Origin of the sequence: Streptomyces sp. NPDC085481, from assembly GCF_044541845.1 — a bacterium.
Classification (GTDB): Bacteria; Actinomycetota; Actinomycetes; order Streptomycetales; family Streptomycetaceae; genus Streptomyces.
Window position 1 is genome coordinate 270242 of record NZ_JBITTJ010000011.1, and the last position, 25502, is coordinate 295743.

Sequence of the window (25502 nt, forward strand, 5' to 3'; positions counted from 1 at the left end):
CCCCGGTCTGGTAGTCGTCGCCGGACAGGCCGTCGGTCGTCGGGTCTCAGCCGGTCGTGGGTGCGCGCAGGCCGAAGAACGCGCAGTACGACTCCACTTGACCGGTCAGCATGTGGATGCCGTGGTGGACGTGGTGGCCCAGGGCGGCGGCCTGCCGCAGCAGGGGCGTCTCACGGGGCTTCATGATGATGTCGGCCACCACCGCGCCGGGGGCGAGGGCTCCGGGCGCGAAGGGCAGCGGGTCGCCGGGCCGCAGCCCGAGCGGGGTCGCGTTGACCACGAGGTCGCTGTCGTACAGGGGCGGTTCGGCGGCGGCGTGGACTTGGCCGGGCCAGTACACGGCGAGCCGGTCGACGAGCGCGTCCCGCTTGGGCCGGTCCGGGTCGGTGAGGGCGAGCCGGTCCGCGCCGGCCGTCAGGAGCGCCGCCGCGATGGCGCTGCCCGCTCCCCCGGCCCCCGCGAGCGCGACCCGCCGGCCGCGTATCTCGTGCCCGGCGCGGGCGAGGCCCGCCACGAAGCCGGAGCCGTCGAAGTTCTCGGCGAGCCAGCCGCCGTCGGCCTCGCGCCGCAGCACGTTGGCGGTGCCGGCGATCTCGACGGTACGGCTGCGCCGGTCGGCGAGCCGGGCGGCGTCCGCCTTGTGCGGGACGGTGACGAAGATGCCGTCCAGGTTGCCGATCTGCTGCAGGCCGCGCACGACCCGCTCCAGGTCGTCGGGCCGGACCTCCACCGGTACGAGGACGGCGTCCACGCCCTGTTCGGCGAAGAGCGGGTTGAGCAGCCCGGGCGACTGGACCTGCGCGACCGGGTCGCCGAGAACGGCGTACAGGCGGGTGGTGCCGCTGATGGGGGCCTGCGGCGGAATGCCGGGGTGGGGTTCGGATTGGGGTTCGGAGTGGGGTTCGGTGTCGGTCATCTCGGGATCCTCGGGCTCCTCGGGCGGTGGTGGGTCTCCGGTGGGGCCTCGGCAAGCAGCTCGGCGACGATGCAGGCGAGTTCCATGGCCTGCTCGGCGTTCAGGCGGGGGTCGCAGGCGGTGCGGTAGCGGGCCGGCAGGTCGTCCTCGCCCAGACCTCGGGGCCCGCCCAGGCACTCGGTGACGTCGTCGCCGGTCGCCTCCAGGTGCAGGCCGCCGGGGTGGGTGCCGAGGGCACGGTGGACCTCGAAGAAGCCGGTGGTCTCCGCCACGATGTCGTCGAAGCGGCGGGTCTTGCGACCGTCGGCCGTCGTACGGGAGTTGCCGTGCATCGGGTCGCACTGCCACACCACCTGGTGGCCGGTGGCGGTGACCTTCTCCACGATCGCCGGCAGCACCTCGCGGACCCGTGCGTGGCCCATCCTCGTGATCAGCGTCAGCCGCCCGGGCGTCCCGTGGGGGTCGAGCCTGCGGACGTACTCGACGGCCTGCTCCGGGGTCGTGCCGGGGCCGATCTTCACACCGACGGGGTTGGCGAGGAGTTCGGCGACGGCCAGGTGCGCGTCGTCGAGGCCACGGGTGCGCTCACCGATCCAGAGGAAGTGGGCGAGCGGGCTGACGAGTCGGGGATCGGGGTCGGTGGCCGACCGCGCGACCGGGAGCTGTGCGGACTCGTAGTCGAGCAGGAGCATCTCGTGGCCGACGTAGATCTCGCCGGCGGGCTGGGCATGCGGGCCGGCCGCCTCCTCCGCGGCCACCCGGCGCGCGAGCGCCATCGCCCGGGCCGCGTGGCCGTGGGCGAGCAGCATCCGCTCCGGGTCGGGGGTGCGGGCGGCGAGGGTGGGGGCCGCGGAGTTGACGATGTCGCCGCGGTAGACGGGCAGGCCGTCGGCGTCGACGGGCTGCGAGCGGGGCTTGGCGTACTGGCCCGCCATCCGGGCGAGTGGCACCACCGGCAGCCGTGCCGCGCGGGCGAGGACCGGCGCCATGCGCCGCAGCAGCCCGAGATTGGCCCGTACATGCGCTTCGGTGGCCTCGGCGAAGGTCTCCGCGCAGTCCCCGCTCTGCAGCAGGAAGGCGTCGCCCCGGGCGACCGCAGCGAGCCGCTCGGAGAGCCGGGCGGTCTCCGCCTCGTCCACGATCGGGGGCGCGGCGCGCAGCCGGGCCAGCACCGCCCGTGCCCGGACAGGGTCCGGCCAGGCGGGCTGCTGCGCCGCGGGCCTGGCCAGCGCCGCGGCGAGCCGCTGCGCGAGCCGTCGCTCCCGGGCGGCGCTGACCCGGGCCGCGCCGGGCGCGTGGCGCGCTCCCCCTGATGAGTACGTCATGCCACCGGGGCTCCCGTTCCGTGCGGGCCGATCAGCCGGTCGAGCGGCTGTCGCGGCATCCGCTCCAGGACCTCGGCGACGACCCGCTCGGGCACGTCGTGGACGAGCTCCGCTCCCCCCGGGCCGTCGAGGACGAACGCCAGGCCGGCCAGCGCCTTCTTGTCCCGCCGCATCAGGCGGATCAGCTCGGCCGCCTCGATCCCCTCGGGCAGCGCGGTCGGCAGGCCGTAGAACCCGACGACCTCCCGGTGCTCCGCCACCCGCTCGGGACCGATCCGGTCCAGGGCGCCGGCGAGCAGACCCGCGAAGACCGTGCCGATGGCGACGGCCTCGCCGTGCCGGAGGGCGAAGCCGCCGGCCACCTCCAGGGCGTGGCCGAGGGTGTGGCCGTAGTTGAGGATGTGCCGCAGGCCGGTGTCCCGCTCGTCCGCGGAGACCACGCCGGCCTTGAGGGTCACGCCGGCCGCGATCTGCTCCGCCAGGCCGAGGCCGCGCAGGTCGCCGGCGCCGATGAAGTGGCAGCGGGCGATCTCGCCGAGGCCGTTGAGCAGCTCGCGCCGGGGCAGGGTGGACAGGTAGTCGGTGTCGCAGAGCACGGCGGCGGGCTGCCAGTAGGCGCCGACCAGGTTCTTGCCGGAGGGCAGGTTGACCGCCGTCTTGCCGCCGACGCTCGCGTCCACCTGGGCGAGCAGCGTGGTCGGCAGGTGCACCACGGGAACACCCCGGTGGTAGAGGGCTGCGGCCAGGCCGACGACGTCGGTGGTGGTGCCGCCCCCGCAGGACACGACGGCGTCGGTGCGGGTGAGACCGAAGCGTACGAACTCCGCGCACAGCGCCTCGACGGTGGCGAGGTTCTTGTCCGGCTCGCCGTCCCGGGCGGGCAGTAACAGGGTCTCCACCCCGGTGTCGGGCACCCATTGCGCGGGCCGGGCCGACACGACGGCGACCCGCCGGGCGCCGATGCCCTCGATGACCTCGGCCAGCGAGGAGCGCACCCCGGGGCCGATCAGCACCTCGTAGGAACGCTCGCCGATGCGTACCGGTATCTGTTCTCTCACGCCGCCTCACCCTGTCGTCTCGTCAGCCGGTCATGCACCGGGCGGCACCCCGCCGGGACCCCGGCGGCGGACCGCCGCCAGGACCCCCGGGGCACCACCGGGCTCTCCACCGCGGGCCGCTACTGGCCGGAGGTCACCCGCAGGATGCGGGCCTCGGCCCGCTCCTTGCGGTCCTGCTCGTCGAGGTGCGGGTAGGCCGGGCAGCCGAAGACCCGCTGGAACGGCGCGAAGGTGTCCCACTCCGGGCGCCGGCGCATCTCCTGCGCGACCGCGTTGTGCTCGCTCCAGAAGTCGCCGCCGATCAGCCGGATCAGGTACCGCTCCAGCGCGTCGCGGGAGGTGGTGCGCCCGGCGTCGGCCGCCACCGCCACCAGCTCGCCGTCGTAGAAGGCGTGGATGAGCCGGATGTAGGTGTCGTAGCCCGTCTTGAAGTAGTTCGCGTACTCCTCGATCAGGCGGTCCGCGTCGGCCGGGTCCTTCAGCGCGGCGCTGATCGTCTCGGCGGCGCGCGCCGCGGTCGACGTCGCGACCAGCACACCGCCGGAGAACATCGGGTCGCCGAAGCAGCCCGCGTCGCCGACCATGACCCAGCCGGGGCCGGTGACGGTGTCCGCGTGGTAGCAGTAGTCCGTCTCGATCTTGAGGTCCGTGGACGGGGTCGTCCCGGTGAGCCGCGCGGTGATCCGCGGCACCCGGTTCAGGTGCTCGTCGAAGGCCTCCTCCGGTGTGCCCTTGCGGAACACGTCGCGCGGCATCACCGTGCCGACGCTGATGACGTCCTTGGAGATCGGGATCGCCCACACCCAGCCGTCGTCGTGCGCGCCGACCTGGATGTCGCCCTCGTTGCCGAGGTTGTGCCGCTCGTCGAGGCCGGTGTAGTGGCGGAACACGCCGACCATGCGGAGCTTCTCCAGCGTCTTGCGCAGCCCGAACCTGTTGGCGATCCTGCCCGCCCGGCCGCTCGCGTCGATCACGTACGACGCGTCGATCCGGTGCTCCTCGCCGTCCTTCTCGTACGTGACGCCCGTGATCCGCTCGCCGTCGAGGAGGAGGTCCTTCACCGGCGTGCCCAGGTGGACCTCGGCGCCGGCCTTCTCGGCCTCCTCGACGAGCATGGCGTCGAACCGGGCCCGCTCGACCTGGAAAGCCCGGTCGAAACGGCCCTCGCCCTGCAGGCTGAAGTCCGCGCGGAAGACCCCGGAGAAGAACTTGGTCTCCGTCGGGTCGATGAACTCGCCGCCGAACTTGGGCACGTAGCCCTTGGTCTCGAGCGCCTCCCGCAGGCCGATCCGGTCGAACAGGCCCATCATGTACGGCAGCAGCGACTCGCCGATGTGGAACCGCGGGAACTCGTCACGCTCCAGGAGCACGACGGAGTGACCCTGGCGGGCCAGTACGTAGGCGCTCACCGCCCCCGCGGGACCGCCGCCGATGACCACCACGTCAGCCGTCTTCTTCGCCATTCTGAATTCCTTTCCAGCCTTCGTCATTTCCGGATTACGGATGTTCAGGGGATTACAGAGCCTTTCAGGGCGTTTCGGGGAGGTCCCCGGAGAGGATCCGCGTCACCAGGGCCCGGTGCTCGTCGTCGTCGACGACGGTGCGGGCGCGCTCGCGGCCGTCGCGGACCGTCAGGTGCCGGCGGCCCTTGAGGACGACCTGACCGTTGTCGAAGCTCCGGCCGTACAGCACGCCCTGCGGGTCGCCGTCCGGCGCGGGAGCGGGGTTCGCGCGGGCGCGGTCCTCCAGCTCCCTCCAGTCGTCCCACCGGCGTTCGAGCAGCCGGAAGACGTAGACGACGCCCCACCGTCCGACCCGCGCCCGCCGCTGCAGCGCGTACCCGCCGTCAGCCTGCTCCACGAGCCGGAACTGACTGCCGTACTGCGTCTGGACGGCGTCGGTGACGAGGAGCGGTTCGAGGTACGAGGGTCCCGGATAGCCCGCGTCGACGAGCCACTCGGCGCCGTCCAGCGCGACCCGGATGAACATGTGCTCCACGTCGGTGCCGAAGTTCTCCCGGCCCTCGGCCGTGCTGGCCGCCATCAGGGTGGCGTCGTACCCCAGTTCGCGCAGGAGCCGGAAGAACAGGCGGTTCAGCTGGAAGCAGGTGCCGCCGCGACCGTCGAGGACGACCGTCCGGAACATCGCGTCCTCGTCCAGGTCGACCAGGTGGATGCCGTCCGCGAAGTCCTGGGCCGCGATGTTGTACGGGATCGCCATGAGGTGCCGCTTCTGGAGCCTGCGCAGCGTCTCGATGTCGACCCGGGTCTCGCCCTGGCAGCCGATGCGCCGGAGATACGCCTCCGCGTCGAACACGTCCTTCTCCCCTTCCGTCGTTCGTCTCTTCCTCGTGGCCGGTGTGTCCGGTGTCGTCACACGGCCACCCCCGTGGGGCCCGGAGCGTCCTCGCCGAACAGCCGCTCGTGCAGGTGGGCGACGAGCAGGGTGGGTGTCGGGTGGTCGAAGACGAGGCCGGTCGGGAGCTTGGCGCCGATCAACTCACCGATCCGGTTGCGCAGTTCGAGCGCGGTCAGCGAGTCGAAGCCGATCTCGAAGAGACCCTGGTCGGCGTCGATCCGCTGGTTCGCCCCGTAGCCGAGGACGACCGCCACCTGGGTGCGTACGAGGTCGAGGAGAGCCGTCACCCGCTCGGCCGGGGGCAGCCCCGCCAGCCGTTCGGCGAGCCGGCGGCGCTCGTCGCGCGACACGACCGGGCGGGCCGCCTTCCGCTGGGCCGCGACCAGCCCCCGCAGCAGCGCGGGCGTCTCCCGGCCCGCGGCGGCTTCGGCGCGCAGCGCACGCAGGTCGAGACGGGCGGGGACGAGGAGGGAGCGGTCGCTGCGCAGGGCGGCGTCGAACAGGGCCAGGCCCTCGGCGGGGGTCATCGACTGCAGACCACCGCGTCGGTTCAGCCTGCTGCGGGTGAGGTCGTCGGTGCCGGCCGCCATACCGGTGGACTGCTCCCACAGGCCCCAGGCGAGGGAGAGAGCCGGAAGGCCGTCGGCGCGGCGCCGGGCCATCAGGCCGTCCATGTACGCGTTGGCTGCGGCGTAACTGCCCGTACCGGCGCCGAGGAAGACGGCGGAGACGGAGGAGTAGACGACGAACGCGTCCAGGTCCGGGACGAGTTCGCGGGTGAGCTCGTCCAGCTGCCGGGTCGCCGTCACCTTCGCGGCGAACACGCGCTCCAGCCGGTCGCGGTCGATGTCGCCGATGACTCCGGCGTCGAAGAGACCGGCGGCGTGGACGACGGCGGTGAGGCGAGTCCGTGAGAGTTCCCGGAGGAGGGACCCGAGCGCCGCCGGGTCGGTCACGTCGCAGGCCGGGACGGCCACCGACTCCGCGCCCAGGGACAGCAGTTCGGTCACGAGGTCGCGGGCGCCGTCCGCCTCCAGGCCGCGCCGGCTGGTCAGGACAAGGCGGCGGATGCCGTGCTCCGCGACCAGGTGCCGGGCCAGCACCGCGCCCAGCGAGCCGGTGCCCCCGGTCACGAGGACGGTGCCCTCCGGATCCAGGACCGGAACGGGCGGAACGGAAACGTCGGCACGGGTGAGCCGGGGAACGTGCAACGTGCCGCCACGGACCGCGAGCTGGGGTTCACCGAGGGCCAGGACGGCACTCAAGTCCGCCTTGAACCCCTCCTCTTCTGTGTCGAGCTCTTCTGTGTCGAGCTTTTCTGTGTCGAGGAGGACGATCCGGTCGGGGTTCTCGGCCTGAGCGGCCCGGACGAGGCCCCAGACCGCCGAGCCCGCCGGGTCGGTGACCGCCGCGTCGCCTCCGGCGGCGACGGCGCCCCGGGTCACGACCACGAGGCGGGTGCTCTCCAGTCCGCCGCCGGCCAGCCAGGTCTGGACGACCTCAAGGACCCGGTCGGTCAGGTCCAGCGGGGTGTCGTCGGCACCCTCGGTGACGGCCGCCAGGATCGCCGCTTCGGGTGCGACGGCCGCCCCGGTGAGCACGTCGTCGGCGAGCGTCGCCACCTCCTCGGCGGTGGACAGCCGTACCCAGGAGGGCGGTTCGGCCGTCGGCGGCTTGGCCGTCGGCGGTTCGGCGTCGAGGGGAACCGCCGACCAGTCGACCCCGAACAGTGAAGCCCCGCCGCTCCCGGCCGTAACCCCCAACTGGGCGGCCGTCACCGGGCGGAAGACCAGCGACCGGGCCGTCAGGACCGGCTCGCCCGTCTCGTCGAAGGCTTCCAGGGCCAGGGAGTCGGCCGTCGGCTGTACGACGCGGACCCGGAGCGTGGCGGCGCCGGCGGCGTGCAGGGTGAGGCCGTTCCAGGCGAACGGCAACATCGTGCGCCCGTCACCGGCGGCGAGGAACGCCTTCGCGTGCAGGGCCGCGTCCAGCAGGGCCGGGTGGATGCCGAAGCCCGCGGCGCTCCCCCGGTCCTCCTCGGGCAGGGCGATCTCGGCGAAGACCTCGTCGCCGCGCCGCCACGCCGCCCGCAGGCCGCGGAAGACCGGCCCGTACACGTAGTCGTGCGCGAGGAGCTCCGCGTAGAAGGCCTCGGGGGCGATCCCGACCGGCTCGGCGCCGGGCGGCGGCCACGCGGTGTGGTCGAAGCGGGGCGCGGGGGCGGCGGGGGTCGCCGTGAGGGTGCCGGTGGCGTGACGGGTCCATGGCTCGCCGGTGGCGTCCTCGGGGGTGGAGTAGACCGCGACGGTACGGGCGCCGGTCTCGTCCGGACCGCCGACCGTGACCTGGACACGGACGCCGCCCTGCTCGGGCAGGATCAGCGGCGCCTCGATGACCAGTTCCTCCAGTGTGCCGCAGCCGACCTCGTCGCCCGCGCGGACGGCCAGTTCGACGAGTCCCGTGCCGGGTACGAGGACGGTGTCGCCGACGGCGTGGTCGGCCAGCCAGGGGTGCGTACGCAGAGAGAGCCGGGACGTGCAGAGCAGGCCGCCGGTCTCGGGCACCTCGACGAACGCGCCGATCATGGGGTGGTCGGTGCCGGTCAGGCCGAGCGAGGCGACATCGCCGGCGGCACCGGCGCCGCCCGCCGGGAGCCAGTAGTGCCGGTGCTCGAAGGCGTAGGTCGGGAGGTCGAGGTGGGGTGCGGCGGCGGAGGTGGCGTTCCCCGTGCCGGTGCCCGTGACGGTCGGCAGGGTGCCGCTCCAGTCGACGGGGACGCCCCGGACGAAGAGTTCGGCCATCGAGGTCAGCAGGCGGCGCGGGCCGCCCTCGCCGCGGCGCAGCGTGCCGGTCACCACGGCGTCGGCGTCCGCCTCGTCGACGATCTCGTTCACCGGCTGGACGAGGACCGGGTGGGCGCCGGCCTCCACGAAGACCGTGTGCCCCTCGTCGAGGAGGGTGGCGACGGCGGCACGGAACCGGACCCCGCCCCGCAGGTTGCGGAACCAGTAGCCGCCGTCGAGCGCACCGGCCTCGCGGATCCACTCGCCCGTCGTGGTCGACAGGAGGGGAATCCGGGGGGCCTTACTGCGGATGTCCGCGAACGCCTCGGTCATGGCCTGCTCGACGGGATCGACGTGCCGTGTGTGGGAGGCGTAGTCGACCTTCACCCGCCGGACGCGGACCCCGTCGGCCTTGAGGGCGTCGACCGCCTCGTCCAGGCTCGCCACGTCCCCCGCGATCACGACGGAGGTCGCGGTGTTGACGACGGCGATCTCAACCCTGTCTGCCCAGCGCTCGAGCCGCTTGGCCGTCTCCGCCTCCGACAGGGCGACGGAGGCCATGCCACCGTGCCCGGAGAGGGTGTCGGCGATGATCCGGCCGCGTACGGCCACGAGCCGGGCCGCGTCCTGGAGCGACAGCGCGCCGGCGGCACAGGCCGCCGCGATCTCGCCCTGCGAGTGGCCGACGACGGCGTCCGGCACGACGCCGACGGACTCCCAGACGGCCGTCAGGCCGAGCATCACCGCGAAGCACACCGGCTGGTGGACGTCGACCCGGTCGAGCGTCCCGTCCGGGACGGCGCCGCGCAGGACGTCGATCAGCGACCAGTCCACCCAGGGATCGAGCGCCGCCGCACACTCGGCGATCCGCTCGGCGAACACCGGGGAGGAGTCGAGCAGTTCGGCGCCCATGGCGGCCCACTGCCAGCCCTGCCCCGGGAAGAGGAAGACGGTCCGCCCGGCGGCCGCGGCGGAGTGCCCGGCGGACGCGGGGGAGGACGTCGGCGAGGCCGCCGAGGACGCCGTCGGGGCGGACACCGGCGCGCCGGTCACCACGGCGGGGGAAGCCTCGCCGCGTGCGAGGGCGGCCAGACCCGCCAGGGCCTCCTCCCGCGAACCGCCCACGACGACCGCGCGCTCCGCCAGCACGGCGCGCTGCGAGACCAGCGCGGCCGCGAGCGCCGGCAGGGGTGTGCCGGCGGTCTCCGTCACGTACGAGGCGAGACGCTCGGCCTGACCGGCCAGCGCCTCGGGGGTCTTGGCCGAGAGGACCAGCGGCAGCGCCGAGGAGGGCGCGGCGACACCGTCGGCAGGAGTAGATAGCGGCGCTTCCTGCTCCTGCGGAGCCTGCTCCAGGATTACGTGCGCATTGGTGCCGCTGAGCCCGAAGGAGGACACCGCCGCCCTGCGGGGGCGCGCGAGCTCGGGCCACGCGCGGGCCTCGGTGAGCAGTTCGACGGCGCCGGCCGACCAGTCGACCTGCGAGGAGGGTGCGTCCACATGGAGGGTCGCGGGCATGACGCCGTGCCGCAGCGCCTGCACGGTCTTGATCACGCCGGAGACACCGGCGGCCGCCTGGGCGTGGCCGATGTTGGACTTCAGCGAGCCCAGCCACAGCGGCTGACCGGCGGCCCGGCCGCGCCCGTAGGTGGCCAGCAGGGCCTGCGCCTCGATCGGGTCGCCGAGTACGGTGCCGGTGCCATGGCCCTCGACCAGGTCGACGTCGGCTGCGGAGAGACCGGCGGCCGCGAGGGCCTTGCGGATGACGCGCTGCTGCGACGGGCCGTTCGGGGCCGTCAGGCCGTTGGACGCGCCGTCCTGGTTGACCGCGCTGCCGCGCAGTACGGCCAGGACGGGGTGGCCGTTACGGCGCGCCTCCGAAAGGCGCTCCAGGACGACGACGCCCGCGCCCTCGGCCCAGCCCGTACCGTCGGCGGCGTCCGCGTACGACTTGCAGCGGCCGTCGGCCGCGAGGGCCCGCTGCCGGGAGAACTCCATGAACATGCTGGGGCTGGACATCACCGTCGAACCGCCGGCGAGCGCGAGCGAGCACTCGCCCTGCCTCAGCGCCTGGGCGGCGAGGTGGAGGGCGACGAGCGAGGACGAGCAGGCCGTGTCGACGGTCACCGCCGGTCCCTCGAACCCGAACACGTACGAGATCCGGCCGGACGCCACGCTCGCTCCGGCGCCGGTGAGGGCGAAGCCGCCGAGCTCGGCGGGAACGTTGCCGCCCGTGTAGTAGTCGACGCCCATGATGCCGTTGAACACGCCGACGTCCGTGCCCTTGAGCGCGCCCGGGTCGATGCCGGCCCGCTCGAGGGCCTCCCAGGAGGTCTCCAGGAGCAGCCGCTGCTGCGGGTCCATGGCCGTGGCCTCGCGCGGGGATATCCCGAAGAAGGCGGGGTCGAAGAGCCCGGCCTCGTGCAGGAAGCCGCCCTGGTCGACGTACGAGGTCCCCTCGTGCTCGGGGTCGCTGTCGAAGAGCTCGTCCAGACCCCAGCCGCGGTCGCCGGGGAACCCGGACACGCCGTCCCGGCCCTCTGCGACCAGCCGCCACAGGTCCTCGGGACTCGCGACCCCGCCGGGCAGGCGACAGGCCATGCCGACGATCGCCACCGGATCGTCCGGGTCGTGCGCGACCGCGGCGGTGGCCGACGGCATGCCGCCCACCGCGACGAGTGCGTCCCCTGCGGCCCCCGTGCCGCCGGCGAACTCGCCGTCCAGGAATCGCGCCAGGGCGAGCGGAGTGGGGTAGTCGAAGACGACCGTGGCGGGGAGGCCGAGTCCGGTGGCCTCGCGGAGCCGGTTGCGCAGTTCGACCGAGGTGAGCGAGTCGAAGCCGGCGTCCTTGAAGGCCCGCTCCGCCATGACGTCGGCCGCGCCGGCGTGCCCGAGCACGGCCGCGACGTGGGTACGGACGAGGTCCAGGAGCAGGCTCTCGCGCTCGGCGGGTGTCGCGAGCCCGGCCAGCCGCACGGCCAGCCCGTTGCCGCCGTCCCGCGCCGCACCGCGCGCCGCCTGCTGGCGGGCCGGCCGCACCAGGCCGCGCAGCAGCGGCGGCACCCCGGCGCCGCCGGTGGCCGCCGCGCGCAGGGCACGCAGGTCGAGCCTGGCCGGGACGAGGAGCGAGCGGTCGCTGTGCAGGGCGGCGTCGAACAGGGCCAGGCCCTCCTCCGCCGCCAGCGGCTGCACACCGCCGCGCCGGTTCATCCGGCTCCGCGACAGCTCGTCCAGGTCGGCGCCCATGCCGGAGTCCTGCTCCCACGGGCCCCAGGCGAGGGAGAGGGCCGGAAGGCCGTCGGCGCGGCGCCGGGCCATGAGCCCGTCCATGAAGGCGTTGGCTGCGGCGTAACTGCCCGTACCGGCGCCGAGGAAGACGGCGGAGACGGAGGAGTAGACGACGAACGCGTCCAGGTCCGGGGCGAGTTCGCGGGTGAGCTCGTCCAGGTGCTGGAGGGCGGTGACCTTCGGAGCGAAGGCGCGGGCCATCCGCTCGGGATCGATGTCGCCGATCACCCCGCCGTCGAAAACGCCCGCGGCGTGGACGACGGCGGTGAGGCGAGTCCGGGAGAGTTCCCGGAGGAGGGAGCCGAGCGCCGCCGGGTCGGTCACGTCGCAGGCCGGGACGGCCACCGACTCCGCGCCCAGGGAAAGCAGTTCGGCCACGAGGTCGCGGGCACCCTCCGCCTCCAGGCCGCGCCGGCTGGTCAGGACAAGGCGGCGGATGCCGTGCTCCGCGACCAGGTGCCGGGCCAGCACCGCGCCCAGCGAGCCGGTGCCCCCGGTCACGAGGACGGCGCCCTCCGGATCCAGGACCGGAACGGGCGGAACGGAAACGTCGGCACGGGCGAGCCGGGGAACGTGCAACGTGCCGCCACGGACCGCGAGCTGGGGCTCACCGAGGGCCAGGACGGCACTCAAGTCCGCCTTGAACCCCTCCTCTTCTGTGTCGAGCTCTTCTGCGTCGAGGAGGACGATCCGGTCGGGGTTCTCGGCCTGAGCGGCCCGGACGAGGCCCCAGACCGCCGAGCCCGCCGGGTCGGTGACCGCCGCGTCGCCTCCGGCGGCGACGGCGCCCCGGGTGCGTACGACGAGGCGGGAGCCCTCGTCGGCCGTTTCGTCGGCCAGCCAGACCTGGACGGCCTCCAGTGCGCGCCGGGTCAGCGCGTACGGGGTGTCGGTGACACCGGTGGTGACGGCGTCCACGACGGTGACCCGCGGTGTGGCCGCCGGCACCGGAGCCGCCGGGACCGGGGCGGGCAGTTCGGCCCACTCGACGGTGAAGAGCGAGTCGCTGCCCGGTGCGGTGCCGGCCGCGGCCTCCAACTGCTCGGCGGAGACGGCCCGGGACACCAGAGAATCCAGCCTCAGCACGAGGCCGCCCTCGTCGTCGACCGCCTCCAGATCCAGGGCGTCCGGCGCGACCTGCACGACCCGCACGCGGATCGAGGCAGCGCCGGCGGCGTGCAGTTCCAGGCCCTTCCAGGCGAACGGGAGCCGTACGACGGGCTCGTCGGCCGCCGATTCGTCCGACGCCTCATCCGGCACCTGGCCCCGGAGCGCGGCCGCCGCGTCGAGCATGCTGGAGTGCAGGGCGGCGTCCAGCAGTCCCGGGTGGATGCCGAACCGGGCGGCGCTGTCGCGCAGTTCCTCCGGCAGGGCGACCTCGGCGAAGATCTCCTCGCCACGCCGCCACACGGCGCGCACGCACTGGAACGACTCCCCGTACGCGTACCCCGCGCGGGCGAGCAGGTCGTAACCCCCGGTGATGTCCACCGGCCGCGCACCGGGCGGGGGCCAGGCGGCGAAGTCGAACTGCGGAGCGGGCGCGGCGAGCGTCGTCGGCGCGAGAGTGCCGGACGCGTGCCGGATCCAACCTTCGGACCCGTCGGCCCCGTCTGCCCCGTCCGCCGCCGCGCCCTCGCGGGCCGAGTACACCTCGACGGTGCGTTCGCCGTTCCCGTCGGGGCCGCCGACGGCGACCTGGACTCGGACGCCGCCCTGCTCGGGAACGACGAGCGGCGCCTCGATGACCAGTTCGTCGAGCGTGCCGCAACCGACCTCGTCGCCGGCACGCACGGCCAGCTCGACCAGGCCGGTCCCGGGGACGAGGACGACGCCGCCCACGGCGTGGTCGGCGAGCCAGGCGTGCGAACGGAGGGACAGCCGGGAGGTGAGGACCAGACCGTCGGACTGCGGGAGTCGCACGACGGCGCCCAGCATCGGGTGGTCGGCCTTCCCCTGCCCGAGCGAGGAGACGTCGGTGGCGGGGGTGGCCGGGAGCCAGTAGTGCCGGTGGTCGAAGGCGTAGGTCGGGAGGTCGAGGTACGCGGCACCGGCGCCGGCCGGCAAGACCTTGGCCCAGTCGACCGGTCCGCCGTGGACGAAAACCTCGGCGGCCGAGGTCAGGAGCGTCTGCGCCTCGGGACGACCGTCACGGAGAGCCGCGACGCAGGTGGCATGCTCTCCGGCGGACTCCTCCACGACACTCGACAGGGCCGCCCCGGGACCGAGCTCGACGAAGACCACCTCGCCGTCACCCGCCGCGGCCGCCACGCCGTCCGCGAAGCGGACCGTACGACGGACATGATCAACCCAGTACCGCGGGTCAGCGAGCTGCCCCGGCTCGGCCAGCCGCCCGGTCACGTTCGAGACCACCGGGAACTTCGGCTCAGACCACGCCACTTGAGAGAGAACAGCAGCGAACTCGTCGAGCATCGGCTCCATCAGCACCGAGTGGAACGCGTGGGACACGGTCAGCCGCTTGGTCTTCCGGCCCTGCTCCGCCAGCTTCGCCGCCACAGCCAGCACGGCATCCTCGACACCCGACAGAACCACCGACGCCGGCCCGTTCACCGCCGCCAGATCCACACCCTCACCAAGCAGCTCGGCGACCTCGCCCTCCGACGCAGCCACCGCGACCATCGCGCCACCAGACGGCAACGCCTGCATCAACCGGCCCCGAGCCGCCACCACAGCTGCGGCGTCGGACAGCGACAGCACCCCCGCCACGTGGGCCGCCGCGATCTCACCGATCGAATGCCCCATCACCGCATCCGGCCGCACACCCCACGACTCGACCAGCCGGAACAACGCCGTCTCCACAGCGAACAGGCCGGCCTGCGTAAACACCGTCTGACTCAAGTCCCCGGCATCACCAAGGATCACGTCCCTGACCGAATGCTCCACCCACCCCGACAACTGCGCGTCCAACAAGGCGCACACCTCGTCGAAAGCCTCCGCGAACACCGGATACCGGTCGTACAACTCCCGGCCCATCCCCACCCGCTGCGAACCCTGCCCCGGAAACACCAACACCGTACGAGCCGAACCCCCAGCACTGCCGGTGACGACGCCAGGGCTCGACTCCCCCCGCGCCAGCGCACCGAGCCCCGCCAGCGCCTCCTCCCGCGAACCCGCCACCACCACCGCACGCTCACCGAGCACGGCCCGCTGCGCGACCAGCGCACCGGCCACCCGCGACAGCGAGACGGCGTCAGGCGAGTCGAGCAGAGACGCCAGCCAGCCGGCCTGCCCGGCCAGTGATCCGGCGGAGGCCGCCGAGATCACCAGCGGCACCGCGCCGTCACCGTCCTCGGCCTCGGCCTCCGCCTCCACGAGCTGGGCCTCGGTCTCCGGCGCCTGCTCCAGGATGACGTGCGCGTTCGTCCCGCTGACGCCGAAGCCCGAGACGCCGGCACGGCGCGGTCGGTCCGTCTCCGGCCATGCCCGCGCCTCGGTCAGCAGCTCCACCGCGCCGGCCGACCAGTCGACCTGCGAGGACGGGGTGTCGACGTGCAGGGTCGGCGGCATCACGCCATGCCTGAGCGCCTGCACCATCTTGATGACGCCGGAGACGCCGGCCGCGGCCTGGGTGTGGCCGATGTTGGACTTCAGCGAGCCGAGCCACAGCGGCTGGTCGGCGGGCCGGTCCTGGCCGTAGGTGGCCAGCAGGGCCTGCGCCTCGATCGGGTCGCCGAGCACCGTGCCGGTGCCATGGCCCTCGATCACGTCCACGTCGGCCGTCGACAGGCCCGCGTTGGCGAGGGCCCTGCGGATCACACGCTGCTGGGAGGGCCCGTTGGGGGCGGTCAGGCCGTTCGAGGCGCCGTCCTGGTTGACGGCGGAGCCGCGTACGACCGCGAGGACGCGGTGTCCGTTGCGCCGGGCCTCGGAGAGTCGCTCCAGGACCACGACGCCGGCGCCCTCGGCCCAGCCCGTACCGTCGGCGGCGTCCGCGTACGACTTGCAGCGGCCGTCGGCCGCGAGCCCGCGCTGCCGGGAGAAGTCGATGAAGAGACCGGGTGTGGCCATCACGGTCGCGCCGCCGGCCAGCGCCATCGAGCACTCGCCCCGGCGCAGCGCCTGGACGGCGAGGTGGATGGCGACGAGGGAGGAGGAACAGGCGGTGTCGAGGGTGACCGCGGGGCCCTCGAAGCCGAACACGTACGAGACCCGGCCCGAGGCCACGCTGGCCGCCGCGCCGGTGCCGGTGAAGCCCTCGAGCTCGGGCGGCACGCTGCCGCCGGCGAAGTAGTCGACGCCCATGATGCCGCTGAACACGCCGACATCCGTGCCCTTCAGCGTCCCCGGGTCGATCCCGGCCCGCTCCAGGGCCTCCCACGAGGTCTCCAGGAGCAGCCGCTGCTGCGGGTCCATCGCCAGCGCCTCACGCGGCGAGATCCCGAACAGCTCGCCGTCGAACCGGCCCGCCTCGTGCAGGAACCCGCCCTGGTCGACGTACGACGTGCCCGTCTTGTCCGGGTCGGCGTCGAACAGGCCTTCCAAATCCCAGCCACGGTCGGACGGAAAGCCGGTCACGCCGTCCCTGCCCTCGCTGACCAGCCGCCACAGGTCCTCCGGGCTCGCCACACCGCCCGGCAGGCGGCAGGCCATGCCCACGATGGCGATGGGCTCACGGGACGCGTTGAGGAGTTGACGGTTGCGCTTCTTCAGCGTGCCGACCTCTTCGAGCGACTTGCGCAGCGCCTCGACCAGCTTCTCGTATGAAGTACTCACTTAGCTGTCCTCATCAGTCGGTACCGCATCAGCCTTCGAGGTCCTCGTCGCTGTCACCGAGCGCCAGTTGGACGAGGTCGTCGACGTCCAGACCGGCGAGCGCACCCGCTCCGTCCGTCTCGTCCGCCTCGTCCGGCTGCCCTGTCCCGGGCGTTACGGATTCGAGGGCGGCCAGCTCGACCAGGGCGTCCAGCAGTCCGGCCTCCCGGATCCGGTCCAGCGGGAGGGAGACCAGGGCGTGTCGCACGCGCTCCTCGTCGGCCTCCGGTCCCTTCCTCGCTCCGCTCTTCGCGCCGTCCGGGAGGAGTTCGGCGTGTACGTGGCGGGCCAGGGCGAGTGGGGTCGGGTAGTCGAAGACCACCGTCGCGGCCAGGTTGAGGCCGGTGGCCTCGCGGAGCCGGTTGCGGAGCTCGACCGAGGTGAGCGAGTCGAAGCCGGCGTCCTTGAACCGCGTACCGGCCACGACTCCCTCAGGGCCGCTGTGCCCCAGCACCGTCGCCACCTGGGTGCGCAGCAGGTCGACGAGTACTGCCTCCTGCTCTTCCCTGGCGAGTCCGGCCAGCCTGCGGAGCAGGCCGCCACCGCCGTCCCCGGACGCGGCCCGCGCCACCTGCCGGGCGGTGCCACGGACCAGGCTCCGCAGCAGGGGCGGCACGCCGCCGCCCGTCGCCGCGTCGGCTCGCACGGCCCGCAGGTCCAGGTCGATCGGCACGACCAGGGCTCGGTCACCGCTCAGCGCCGCGTCGAAGAGGGCCAGGCCCTCCTTCGGGCGGAGGGGGACGATGCCGCCGCGCCGGTTGGCCCGGGTGCGGTGGGCCGCGTCGGCTCCGGCCGTCATGCCGGTGGTCTGCTCCCACGGGCCCCAGGCGAGCGACGTGGCCCGCAGGCCGGCCGCCCGGCGCCGGTGGGCGACCGCGTCGAGGTAGGCGTTGGCCGCCGCGTAGTTGCCCTGGCCGGCCGAGCCGAAGAGACCGGCGGCGGAGGAGAACAGCGCGAAGACCGAGAGGTCGAGGTGGCGGGTGAGCTCGTCCAGGTGGCGGGCGGCAGCGACCTTCGGCCCGAAGACGTACGACAGGCGCTCCGGCGTCAGTGCCCCGATCACGCCGTCGTCCAACAGGCCCGCGGTGTGGACGATCCCCGTGAGGGGGTGCTCGTCGGAGATGGAGTCCAGCAGGGCTGCCACGGCGCCCCGGTCGGTGACGTCACAGGCGGTGACGGTCACGGATGCCGCGCCCAGATCGCGTAGATCGGCGACGAGTCGAGTCGCACCTTCGGCGTCCCGACCACGTCGGCTCGCCAGGACCAGGTGTCGGGCGCCGTGCTCGGTGACCAGGTGCCGGGCCAGTAGCGCACCGAGCGAACCCGTGCCGCCGGTGACCAGGACGGTGCCCTCGGGATCGAGGACCGCAGGGGCCTCCCGGTCCGGGGTGGCGGTACGGATCAGGCGCGGCGCGGACAGCACCGAACCGCGCTTCGCGAGCTGCGGCTCGGCGCCGGCGAGCAGGTCGCCCAACTCGCCCTCGAATTCGCCGTCTTCGGAATCGAACAGGACGATCCGATCGGGGTTCTCGGCCTGGGCGGCCCGGACGAGGCCCCAGACGGCGGCGCCGGCCGGGTCGGTGACGTCGGCGTCGCCGGCGGCCGGCACCGCGCCCTGAGTGACGACGACCAGCTTGCCGTCATCGAAGGCCGCGTCCTCCGCCAGCCAGGCCTGGAGTACGTCGAGTACGCGGGCGGTGAGCCCCAGTGCGTCGTCGCCGTCCGCCTCCGCCGAGACCGCTCGGACGACCACGGCCGTCGGGGCTTCGCCACGTTCGGCGAGCGCCGCCACGTCGGCGGCGGTGGCGACCGGGGCCCAGGTCGGCACCGGTCGGGCCACCGCCGGTGACGCCGGGGCAGGCAGCTGGGTCCACTCCACACCGAACAACGAGTCGTCGCCCGTCGCACCGGCCGCCGCCTCCAGCTGCTCGGCGGAGACCTCGCGGAACACGAGCGAGTCGGTGGTCAGGACGAGACCGCCGGTCTCGTCGGCCGCCTGTAGCGACACCGCGTCCGGCCCGGACGGCGCGACCCGTACCCGTAGCGCCGAAGCACCGGCGGCGTGCAGCGCCAGACCGTTCCAGGCGAACGGCAGCACCGTCCGCGGCCGCTCCTGCCCCGCCGGGGCGTGGGCGGGCTGGACGAAGCCGTTGGAGTGCAGGGCGGCGTCCAGCAGGGCGGGGTGGATACCGAACCGGGCGGCGGCGTCGCGCTGTTCCTCCGGCAGCGCGATCTCGGCGAAGACCTCCTCGCCGCGCCGCCACACCGCACGCAGGCCCTGGAACGCCGGGCCGTACGCGTAACCCACCCGGATCAGACCCGCGTAGAAGTCGTCGGCGTCGACCTCGACGCGCTCGGCGCCGGGCGGGGGCCAGGTGGCGAAGTCGACCGGCGCGGCGCGGACTGCGGCCTCCGTCACCAGTCGGCCGGTCGCGTGGCGGATCCACGCGTCCGCGCCGCTGCGGTCTGCGGAGTCGTCGCGGGTCGAGTAGATGTCGACGGCGCGAGCGCCGTTGTGGTCAGGGCCGCCGACGGCGACCTGGACGCGGACGCCGCCGTGTTCCGGCACGACGAGCGGTGCCTCGATGACGAGTTCTTCGAGGGTGCCGCAGCCGACCTCGTCGCCCGCGCGGACGGCCAGTTCGACCAGGCCGGTGCCGGGTACGAGGACGACGCCGCCCACGGCGTGGTCGGCGAGCCAGGCGTGCGAACGGAGGGACAGCCGGGAGGTGAAGACCAGACCGTCCGACTGCGGGAGCCGCACCACCGCGCCGAGCAGCGGATGCGCCGTATCGGCGAGGCCGAGCGCCACGGCGTCGGCGGCGGGGGCGGGGCGGAGCCAGTAGTGCCGGTGGTCGAAGGCGTACGTCGGGAGGTCGACGTGCGCGGCACCGGCGCCGGCCGGCAGGACCCTGGCCCAGTCGACCGGTCCACCGTGGACGAAGACCCCGGCGGCCGAGGTCAGCAGCGTGTGCGCCTCGGGACGGCCGTCCCGCAGGGCCGCGACGCAGGTGGCCCGCTCACCGGCGGACTCCTCCACGACGCTCGACAGAGCGGCGCCCGGGCCGAGCTCGACGAAGACCACGTCTCCGCTGCCCGCCGCGGCCTGCACGCCGTCCGCGAAGCGGACCGTACGGCGAACGTGGTCGACCCAGTACTGCGGGTCCGCGAGCTGCCCCGGCTCGGCCAGCCGCCCGGTCACGTTCGAGACCACCGGGAACTTCGGCTCCGACCACGTCACTTGGGACAGGGCGGCGGCGAACTCGTCGAGCATCGGCTCCATCAGGACCGAATGGAAGGCATGGCTGACCGTGAGGCGCTTGGTCTTCCGGCCCTGCTCCGCGAGCTTCGCCGCCACAGCCAGCACGGCGCCTTCCGTGCCCGAAAGGACAACGGACGCCGGTCCGTTGACCGCCGCCAAGTCCACACCGTCACGGAGCAGATCGGCGACCTCCTCCTCCGACGCAGCCACCGCGACCATCGCGCCACCGGTCGGAAGCGCCTGCATCAACCGGCCCCGAGCCGCCACCACAGCAGCCGCGTCCGCCAACGACAGCACCCCCGCGACATGGGCCGCAGCGATCTCACCGATCGAATGCCCCATCACCGCATCCGGCCGCACACCCCACGACTCGACCAGCCGGAACAACGCCGTCTCCACAGCGAACAGGCCGGCCTGCGTGAACACCGTCTGACTCAAGTCCCCGGCATCACCAAGGATCACGTCCCTGACCGAATGCTCCACCCACCCCGACAACTGCGCGTCCAGCAAGGCGCACACCTCGTCGAAAGCCTCCGCGAACACCGGGAACCGGCCGTACAGTTCCCGGCCCATCCCCACCCGCTGCGAACCCTGCCCCGGAAACACCAACACGACCTTCGCCGTCTCCGACGACGAGGCACCGGCCGTCACCACCCCCGCGGCCGACTCGCCCCGGGCCAGCGCTCCAAGCCCCGCCAGCGCCTCCTCCCGCGAACCCGCCACCACCACCGCACGCTCGGACAGCACCGCACGCCGGCCGACCAGCGCACCCGCCACGGTGCTCAACGGCACCTCGCCGGAACCGAGGAACGCCCCCAGCCGCTCCGCCTGCCCCGCAAGCGCACCGGCACTTCGCGCGGACACCACCAGCGGCACCACGCCATCAGCCGCGACTGCCGTCGGCTCGGGCTCTTCCTCCGGCGCCTGCTCCAGGATCAGGTGCGCGTTCGTCCCGCTCACGCCGAAGCCCGAGACACCCACCCGGCGCGGCCGGCCGTGCTCCGGCCAGTCCCGCGCCTCCGTCAGCAGCTCCACCGCACCTGCCGACCAGTCCACCTGCGACGACGGCGTGTCCACGTGCAGGGTCGGCGGCATGACGCCGTGCCGCAGCGCCTCCACCATCTTGATCACGCCCGCGACACCGGCTGCCATCTGTGTGTGGCCGATGTTCGACTTCAGGGAGCCCAGCCACAGCGGACGCTCCGGGTCACGGTCGCGCCCGTACGTGGCCAGCAGGGCCTGCGCCTCGATCGGGTCACCGAGGACCGTGCCCGTGCCGTGGCCCTCGACCACGTCCACGTCACCCGTCGACAGACCGGCCGCCGCCAGCGCCTTGCGGATCACCCGCTGCTGGGAGAGCCCGTTCGGCGCCGTGAGACCGTTCGACGCACCGTCCTGGTTGACCGCGGAGCCGCGCATCACGGCGAGCACCCGGTGGCCGTTCCGCCGCGCCTCCGACAGTCGCTCGAGGACGACCACACCGGCGCCCTCGGCCCAGCCCGTACCGTCCGCGGCGTCCGCGTACGACTTGCAGCGGCCGTCGACCGCCAGGCCCCGCTGGCGCGAGAACTCCACGAACGTCCCCGGCGTCGCCATCACCGTCGCGCCGCCCGCCAGCGCGAGCGTGCACTCGCCCTGCCGCAGCGACTGGGCTGCCATGTGCATCGCGACGAGGGAGGACGAGCAGGCCGTGTCGACGGTCACTGCGGGTCCCTCGAAGCCGAGGACGTACGAGACGCGGCCCGAGGCGACGCTGCCCATGCCGCCGGTGCCGGTGAAGCCCTCCAGTTCGGCGGGTACGGCGCCACCCGCCCCGTACCCCTGGCCCATGACGCCGAAGAACACGCCGGCGTCGGTGCCCTTGAGCGAGCCCGGGTCGATGCCGGCCCGCTCAAGGGCCTCCCAGGATCCTTCGAGGAGCAGGCGCTGCTGGGGGTCCATGGCGAGGGCCTCGCGCGGCGAGATCCCGAAGAAGCCGGCGTCGAACAGGCCCGCGTCGTAGAGGAACCCGCCCTGGCTCACGTACGACGTGCCGGCCCTGTCCGGGTCGGAATCGAACAGGCCGTCCACGTCCCAGCCGCGGTCGTCCGGGAAGCCGGACATCGCGTCCCGCCCCTCGCTGACCAGCCGCCACAGGTCCTCCGGGCTCGCCACACCGCCGGGCAGGCGGCAGGCCATGCCCACGATGGCGATCGGCTCGCCGGGGTCGGCGACCGGGAGCGGGAGCGGTTCGCCGGCCGCCGGGGCCGGGCCGGTCGCCTCGGCCAACTCGGCGTGCAGGAAGCGGGCGAAGGCGAGCGGGGTGGGGTGGTCGAAGACGACGGTCGTGGCCAGCTTCAGGCCGGTCGCCTCGCGCAGTCGGTTGCGGAGCTCGACCGAGGTGAGCGAGTCGAAGCCGGAGTCGCGGAACGCGGTCTCGGTCCGTACGCTCTCGGGCCCCGGGTGTCCGAGCACGGTCGCCGCATGGGTGCGGACGAGCTGAAGCAGCAGCGCCTCCTGCTCCTCCCTCGCGAGCCCGGCCAGACGCCCGGCGAGCCCGCCACCGCTCTCCCCTGCCGCGGCCCGCGCCTGCCGTCGGCCGGTGTGGACCAGGCCGCGGAGCAGGGTCGGGATGCCGCGCCCGGCCGTGGCGTCGGCGCGCAGCGCCCGCAGGTCGAGCTTGGCCGGGACGAGCAGGGCCTCGCCGGTGCGGAGCGCCGCGTCGAAGAGTTCCATGCCCTCGGCGGGCGACATCGGCAGGACGCCGCCTCGCCGGTTCATCCGGCTGCGCGTGAGGTCGTCCATGCCGGCCGCCATACCGCCGGCGGTCTGCTCCCAGAGGCCCCACGCCAGAGAGGTGGCGGGCAGGCCGTCCGCCCGGCGCTGGTGGGCGAGGGCGTCGAGGTAGGCGTTGGCCGCCGCGTAACCGCCCGTGCCCGCGCCGAGGAAGACGGACGAGACGGAGGAGAAGACGACGAACGCCCGGAGTTCCGGGGCCAGTTCGCGCGTCAGCTCGTCCAGGTGCCGGACGGCCGTGACCTTCGGCGCGAAGACCTGCGCGACCCGCGCCGGGTCGAGCGTGCCGATCACACCGGCGTCCGCGATGCCCGCGGTGTGGACGACGGCGGTCAGCGGATGCCCGGCCGGTACGGCCCCGATGAGCGCGGCCACCGCGGTCCGGTCGGTGACATCGCAGGACTCCACGATGACGTCGGCCGCGCCGAGTCCGGTGAGCTCGGCGACCAGCTCGTCCGCTCCTGCGGCGCTGCGGCCGCGGCGGCTGACGAGCAGCAGGCGGCGTACGCCGTGGTTCGCGACGAGGTGCCGGGCCAGGATGCCGGCCAGCGAGCCGGTGCCACCGGTGATCAGGACGGTACCGTCCGGGTCGAGGTCCACGGGCGGCGGCGTCTGCGTCCGCCCCGCGGCCGCTCCGGAAGCGGAGGTGGAGGTGGAGGCGCGAGCCAGCCGTGGAACGGAGAGAGCAGTGCCGCGTACGGCCACCTCGGGTTCTCCTGAGGCGAGCACGGCGCCGAGTACGGAGGCGAGGCCGGCGGGCAGGTCTGCCTCGGGGGCGCGGCCGGGGTCCAAGTCGAACTCGAAGTCAAAGTCGACTGTCTGCGGCTCCGGATCCAGGTCGAGGAGCACGATCCGGTCGGGGTTCTCGGTCTGCGCGGCGCGGATCAGGCCCCACACCGCGCCGCCGGCGGGATCCGTGACGCCGCCGTCGGCCCCTGCGCCCACCGCGCCCCGGGTCGCCACGACCAGCGTGACCGCGTCCAGGCCCGGGGCGGCCAGCCACGCCTGCACGGCCGCGAGCACCCGGTTGGTCACGTCCACCGGGGCGTCATCGACGGCGGAGACGGCCCGCAGCACCACGGCGGCGGGCAGCTCGCCGTCCCCCGCCGTCTCGGCCAGCGCTGTGACCTCGCCGGCGGTGGCCACGGCGGCCCAGGACGGCACCTCGGCCGATCTGCCCTTGGCGCCGGGCAGTTCGGTCCACTCGACCCGGAACAGCGCGTCGTCGCCCAGGGGACCGGCATCGGCCCGCAACTGCCCGACCGCCATCGGCCGCAACTCCACCGCGTCCGCCGTCAGGACCAGGCCGCCGGCAGGGTCGGCCGCCTCGAACGACAGGACTCCCCGCCCGTCCTGCACGATCCGCGCCCGCAGCATGGTCGCCCCCACCGCGTGCAACCCGAACCCCTGCCAGGAGTGCGGCTGCCGGCGGAGATCGTCACCCGCAGCCCCGTCAGCCGCCACCGCTTCCAGAAGGGCCGGATGCAGCAGGGCGTCCAGCAGTGCGGGGTGCACACCGAACCGGCCTGCCTCCTCGCGGTCCTCCTCCGGTACGGCGAGCTCGGCGAACGTCTCCTCACCGCGCCGCCAGACCGCCCGCACGCCCTGGAAGACCGGGCCGTACGTGTAGCCGTGCCCGACCAGCTCGGAGTAGAGCCCGTCCGTCTCGACGCGGCGAGCGCCGGGCGGCGGCCAGGCTGTGAAGTCGAACTCGGCGGCGGAGGCATCGGGCGTCGCGGTGAGCGTCCCGGTGACGTGCCGGGTCCAGGCGTCCGCGGCGGTGTCGCCGTCGGTGTCCTCACGGGTCGAGTAGACGGCGACGGTACGGGCTCCGGACTCGTCCGCTCGACCGACGGTGACCTGGACACGGACACCGCCCTGCTCGGGCAGCACGAGGGGCGCCTCGACGGCCAGTGTGTCGAGTGTGCCGCAGCCGACCTCGTCGCCGGCCCGGAGGGCCAGTTCCAGCAGGGCGGAGACGGGCACGAGCGGAACACCGCCGACGGCGTGGTCGGCGAGCCAGGGGTGCGTACGGAGCGACAGACGGGCGGTGCACAGCACACCGCCGGTCTCCGGCACCGCCACCACTCCCCCGATCAGCGGGTGGTCGGCGCCGGCCAGGCCGAGCGACGCGGCGTCACCGGCCGGACCGAGGCGGAGCCAGTAGTGCTGGTGGTCGAAGGCGTACGTCGGGAGGTCGACGTACGCCGTACCGGTGGCGCTTCCGGCCGGCAGGACGCCGGTCCAGTCGAGGGGGACGCCGCGGACGAAGACCTCGGCCATCGAGGTCAGCAGACGGCGCAGCCCGCCCTCGTCACGGCGCAGCGAGCCGGTCACCACGGCGTCGGCGTCCGCCTCGTCGACGATCTCGTCGACCGGCTGGACGAGTACGGGGTGGGCGCTGGACTCCACGAAGACGGTGTGGCCGTCGGCGAGGAGCTCGGCGATCGCGGGCCCGAAGCGGACCTGGCTGCGCAGGTTCCGGTACCAGTAGCCGCCGTCGAGGACGCCGGCCTCGCGGACCCACTCGCCGGTCACGGTGGAGAGGAGCGGTACGAGTGGGGCCTGCGCGCGGATGTCGGCGAAGGCGGCGGTCAGTTCGGCCTCGATCGCCTCCACGTGCCGGGTGTGGGAGGCGTAGTCCACCGCCACGCGCCGCACGCGAACACCATCCGCGGCCAGGACCTCCAGAGCCTCGTCAAGAGCCTCCGCATCACCCGCGATCACCACCGACGCCGGACCGTTGACCGCCGCCACCTCGACCCGGTCCGCCCACCGCTCCAGACGCTCGACGGCGTCCACTTCCGGCAGCGCGACCGACGCCATGCCACCCCGGCCCGCAAGGCTCCCGGCGATCACCTGACTGCGTACGGCCACCACACGGGCCGCGTCCTCAAGGGACAACGCACCCGACACACACGCCGCCGCGATCTCACCCTGCGAGTGCCCCACCACAGCGTCGGGAAC

6 protein-coding genes and 1 pseudogene are annotated in these 25502 nt (G+C 73.9%); all 7 read right to left on the reverse strand.

Going from position 1 to position 25502, the window contains the following annotated elements; all coding sequences use genetic code 11:
* Positions 1 to 46 precede the first annotated feature (46 nt).
* Complete coding sequence (locus ACIGEZ_RS23730) at positions 47 to 916, reverse strand: shikimate dehydrogenase family protein (protein ID WP_399834203.1); 870 nt, start codon at positions 914 to 916, stop codon at positions 47 to 49.
* Entirely contained in the window at positions 913 to 2241 is a 1329-nt protein-coding gene (locus tag ACIGEZ_RS23735) for a 3-deoxy-7-phosphoheptulonate synthase (RefSeq protein WP_399834205.1), read from the reverse strand. The genes ACIGEZ_RS23730 and ACIGEZ_RS23735 overlap by 4 nt, the downstream gene beginning before the upstream one ends.
* Positions 2238 to 3299, reverse strand: coding sequence for a 3-dehydroquinate synthase family protein (locus ACIGEZ_RS23740; RefSeq protein ID WP_399834207.1), 1062 nt, complete (start codon positions 3297 to 3299; stop codon positions 2238 to 2240). The genes ACIGEZ_RS23735 and ACIGEZ_RS23740 overlap by 4 nt, the downstream gene beginning before the upstream one ends.
* A 119-nt stretch (positions 3300 to 3418) precedes the next feature.
* Positions 3419 to 4762 (reverse strand): NAD(P)/FAD-dependent oxidoreductase, encoded by a 1344-nt coding sequence (locus ACIGEZ_RS23745; protein WP_399834209.1) that lies wholly within the window; start codon positions 4760 to 4762, stop codon positions 3419 to 3421.
* A gap of 64 nt (positions 4763 to 4826) precedes the next feature.
* Positions 4827 to 5615, reverse strand: coding sequence for an arylamine N-acetyltransferase (locus ACIGEZ_RS23750; protein WP_399834211.1), 789 nt, complete (start codon positions 5613 to 5615; stop codon positions 4827 to 4829).
* 56 nt (positions 5616 to 5671) lie between these two features.
* Positions 5672 to 16423 (reverse strand): annotated as a pseudogene (locus ACIGEZ_RS23755) (SDR family NAD(P)-dependent oxidoreductase); the annotation flags it as partial.
* A gap of 64 nt (positions 16424 to 16487) precedes the next feature.
* Positions 16488 to 25490 (reverse strand): SDR family NAD(P)-dependent oxidoreductase, encoded by a 9003-nt coding sequence (locus ACIGEZ_RS23760; RefSeq protein ID WP_399834213.1) that lies wholly within the window; start codon positions 25488 to 25490, stop codon positions 16488 to 16490.
* Positions 25491 to 25502: the final 12 nt, after the last annotated feature.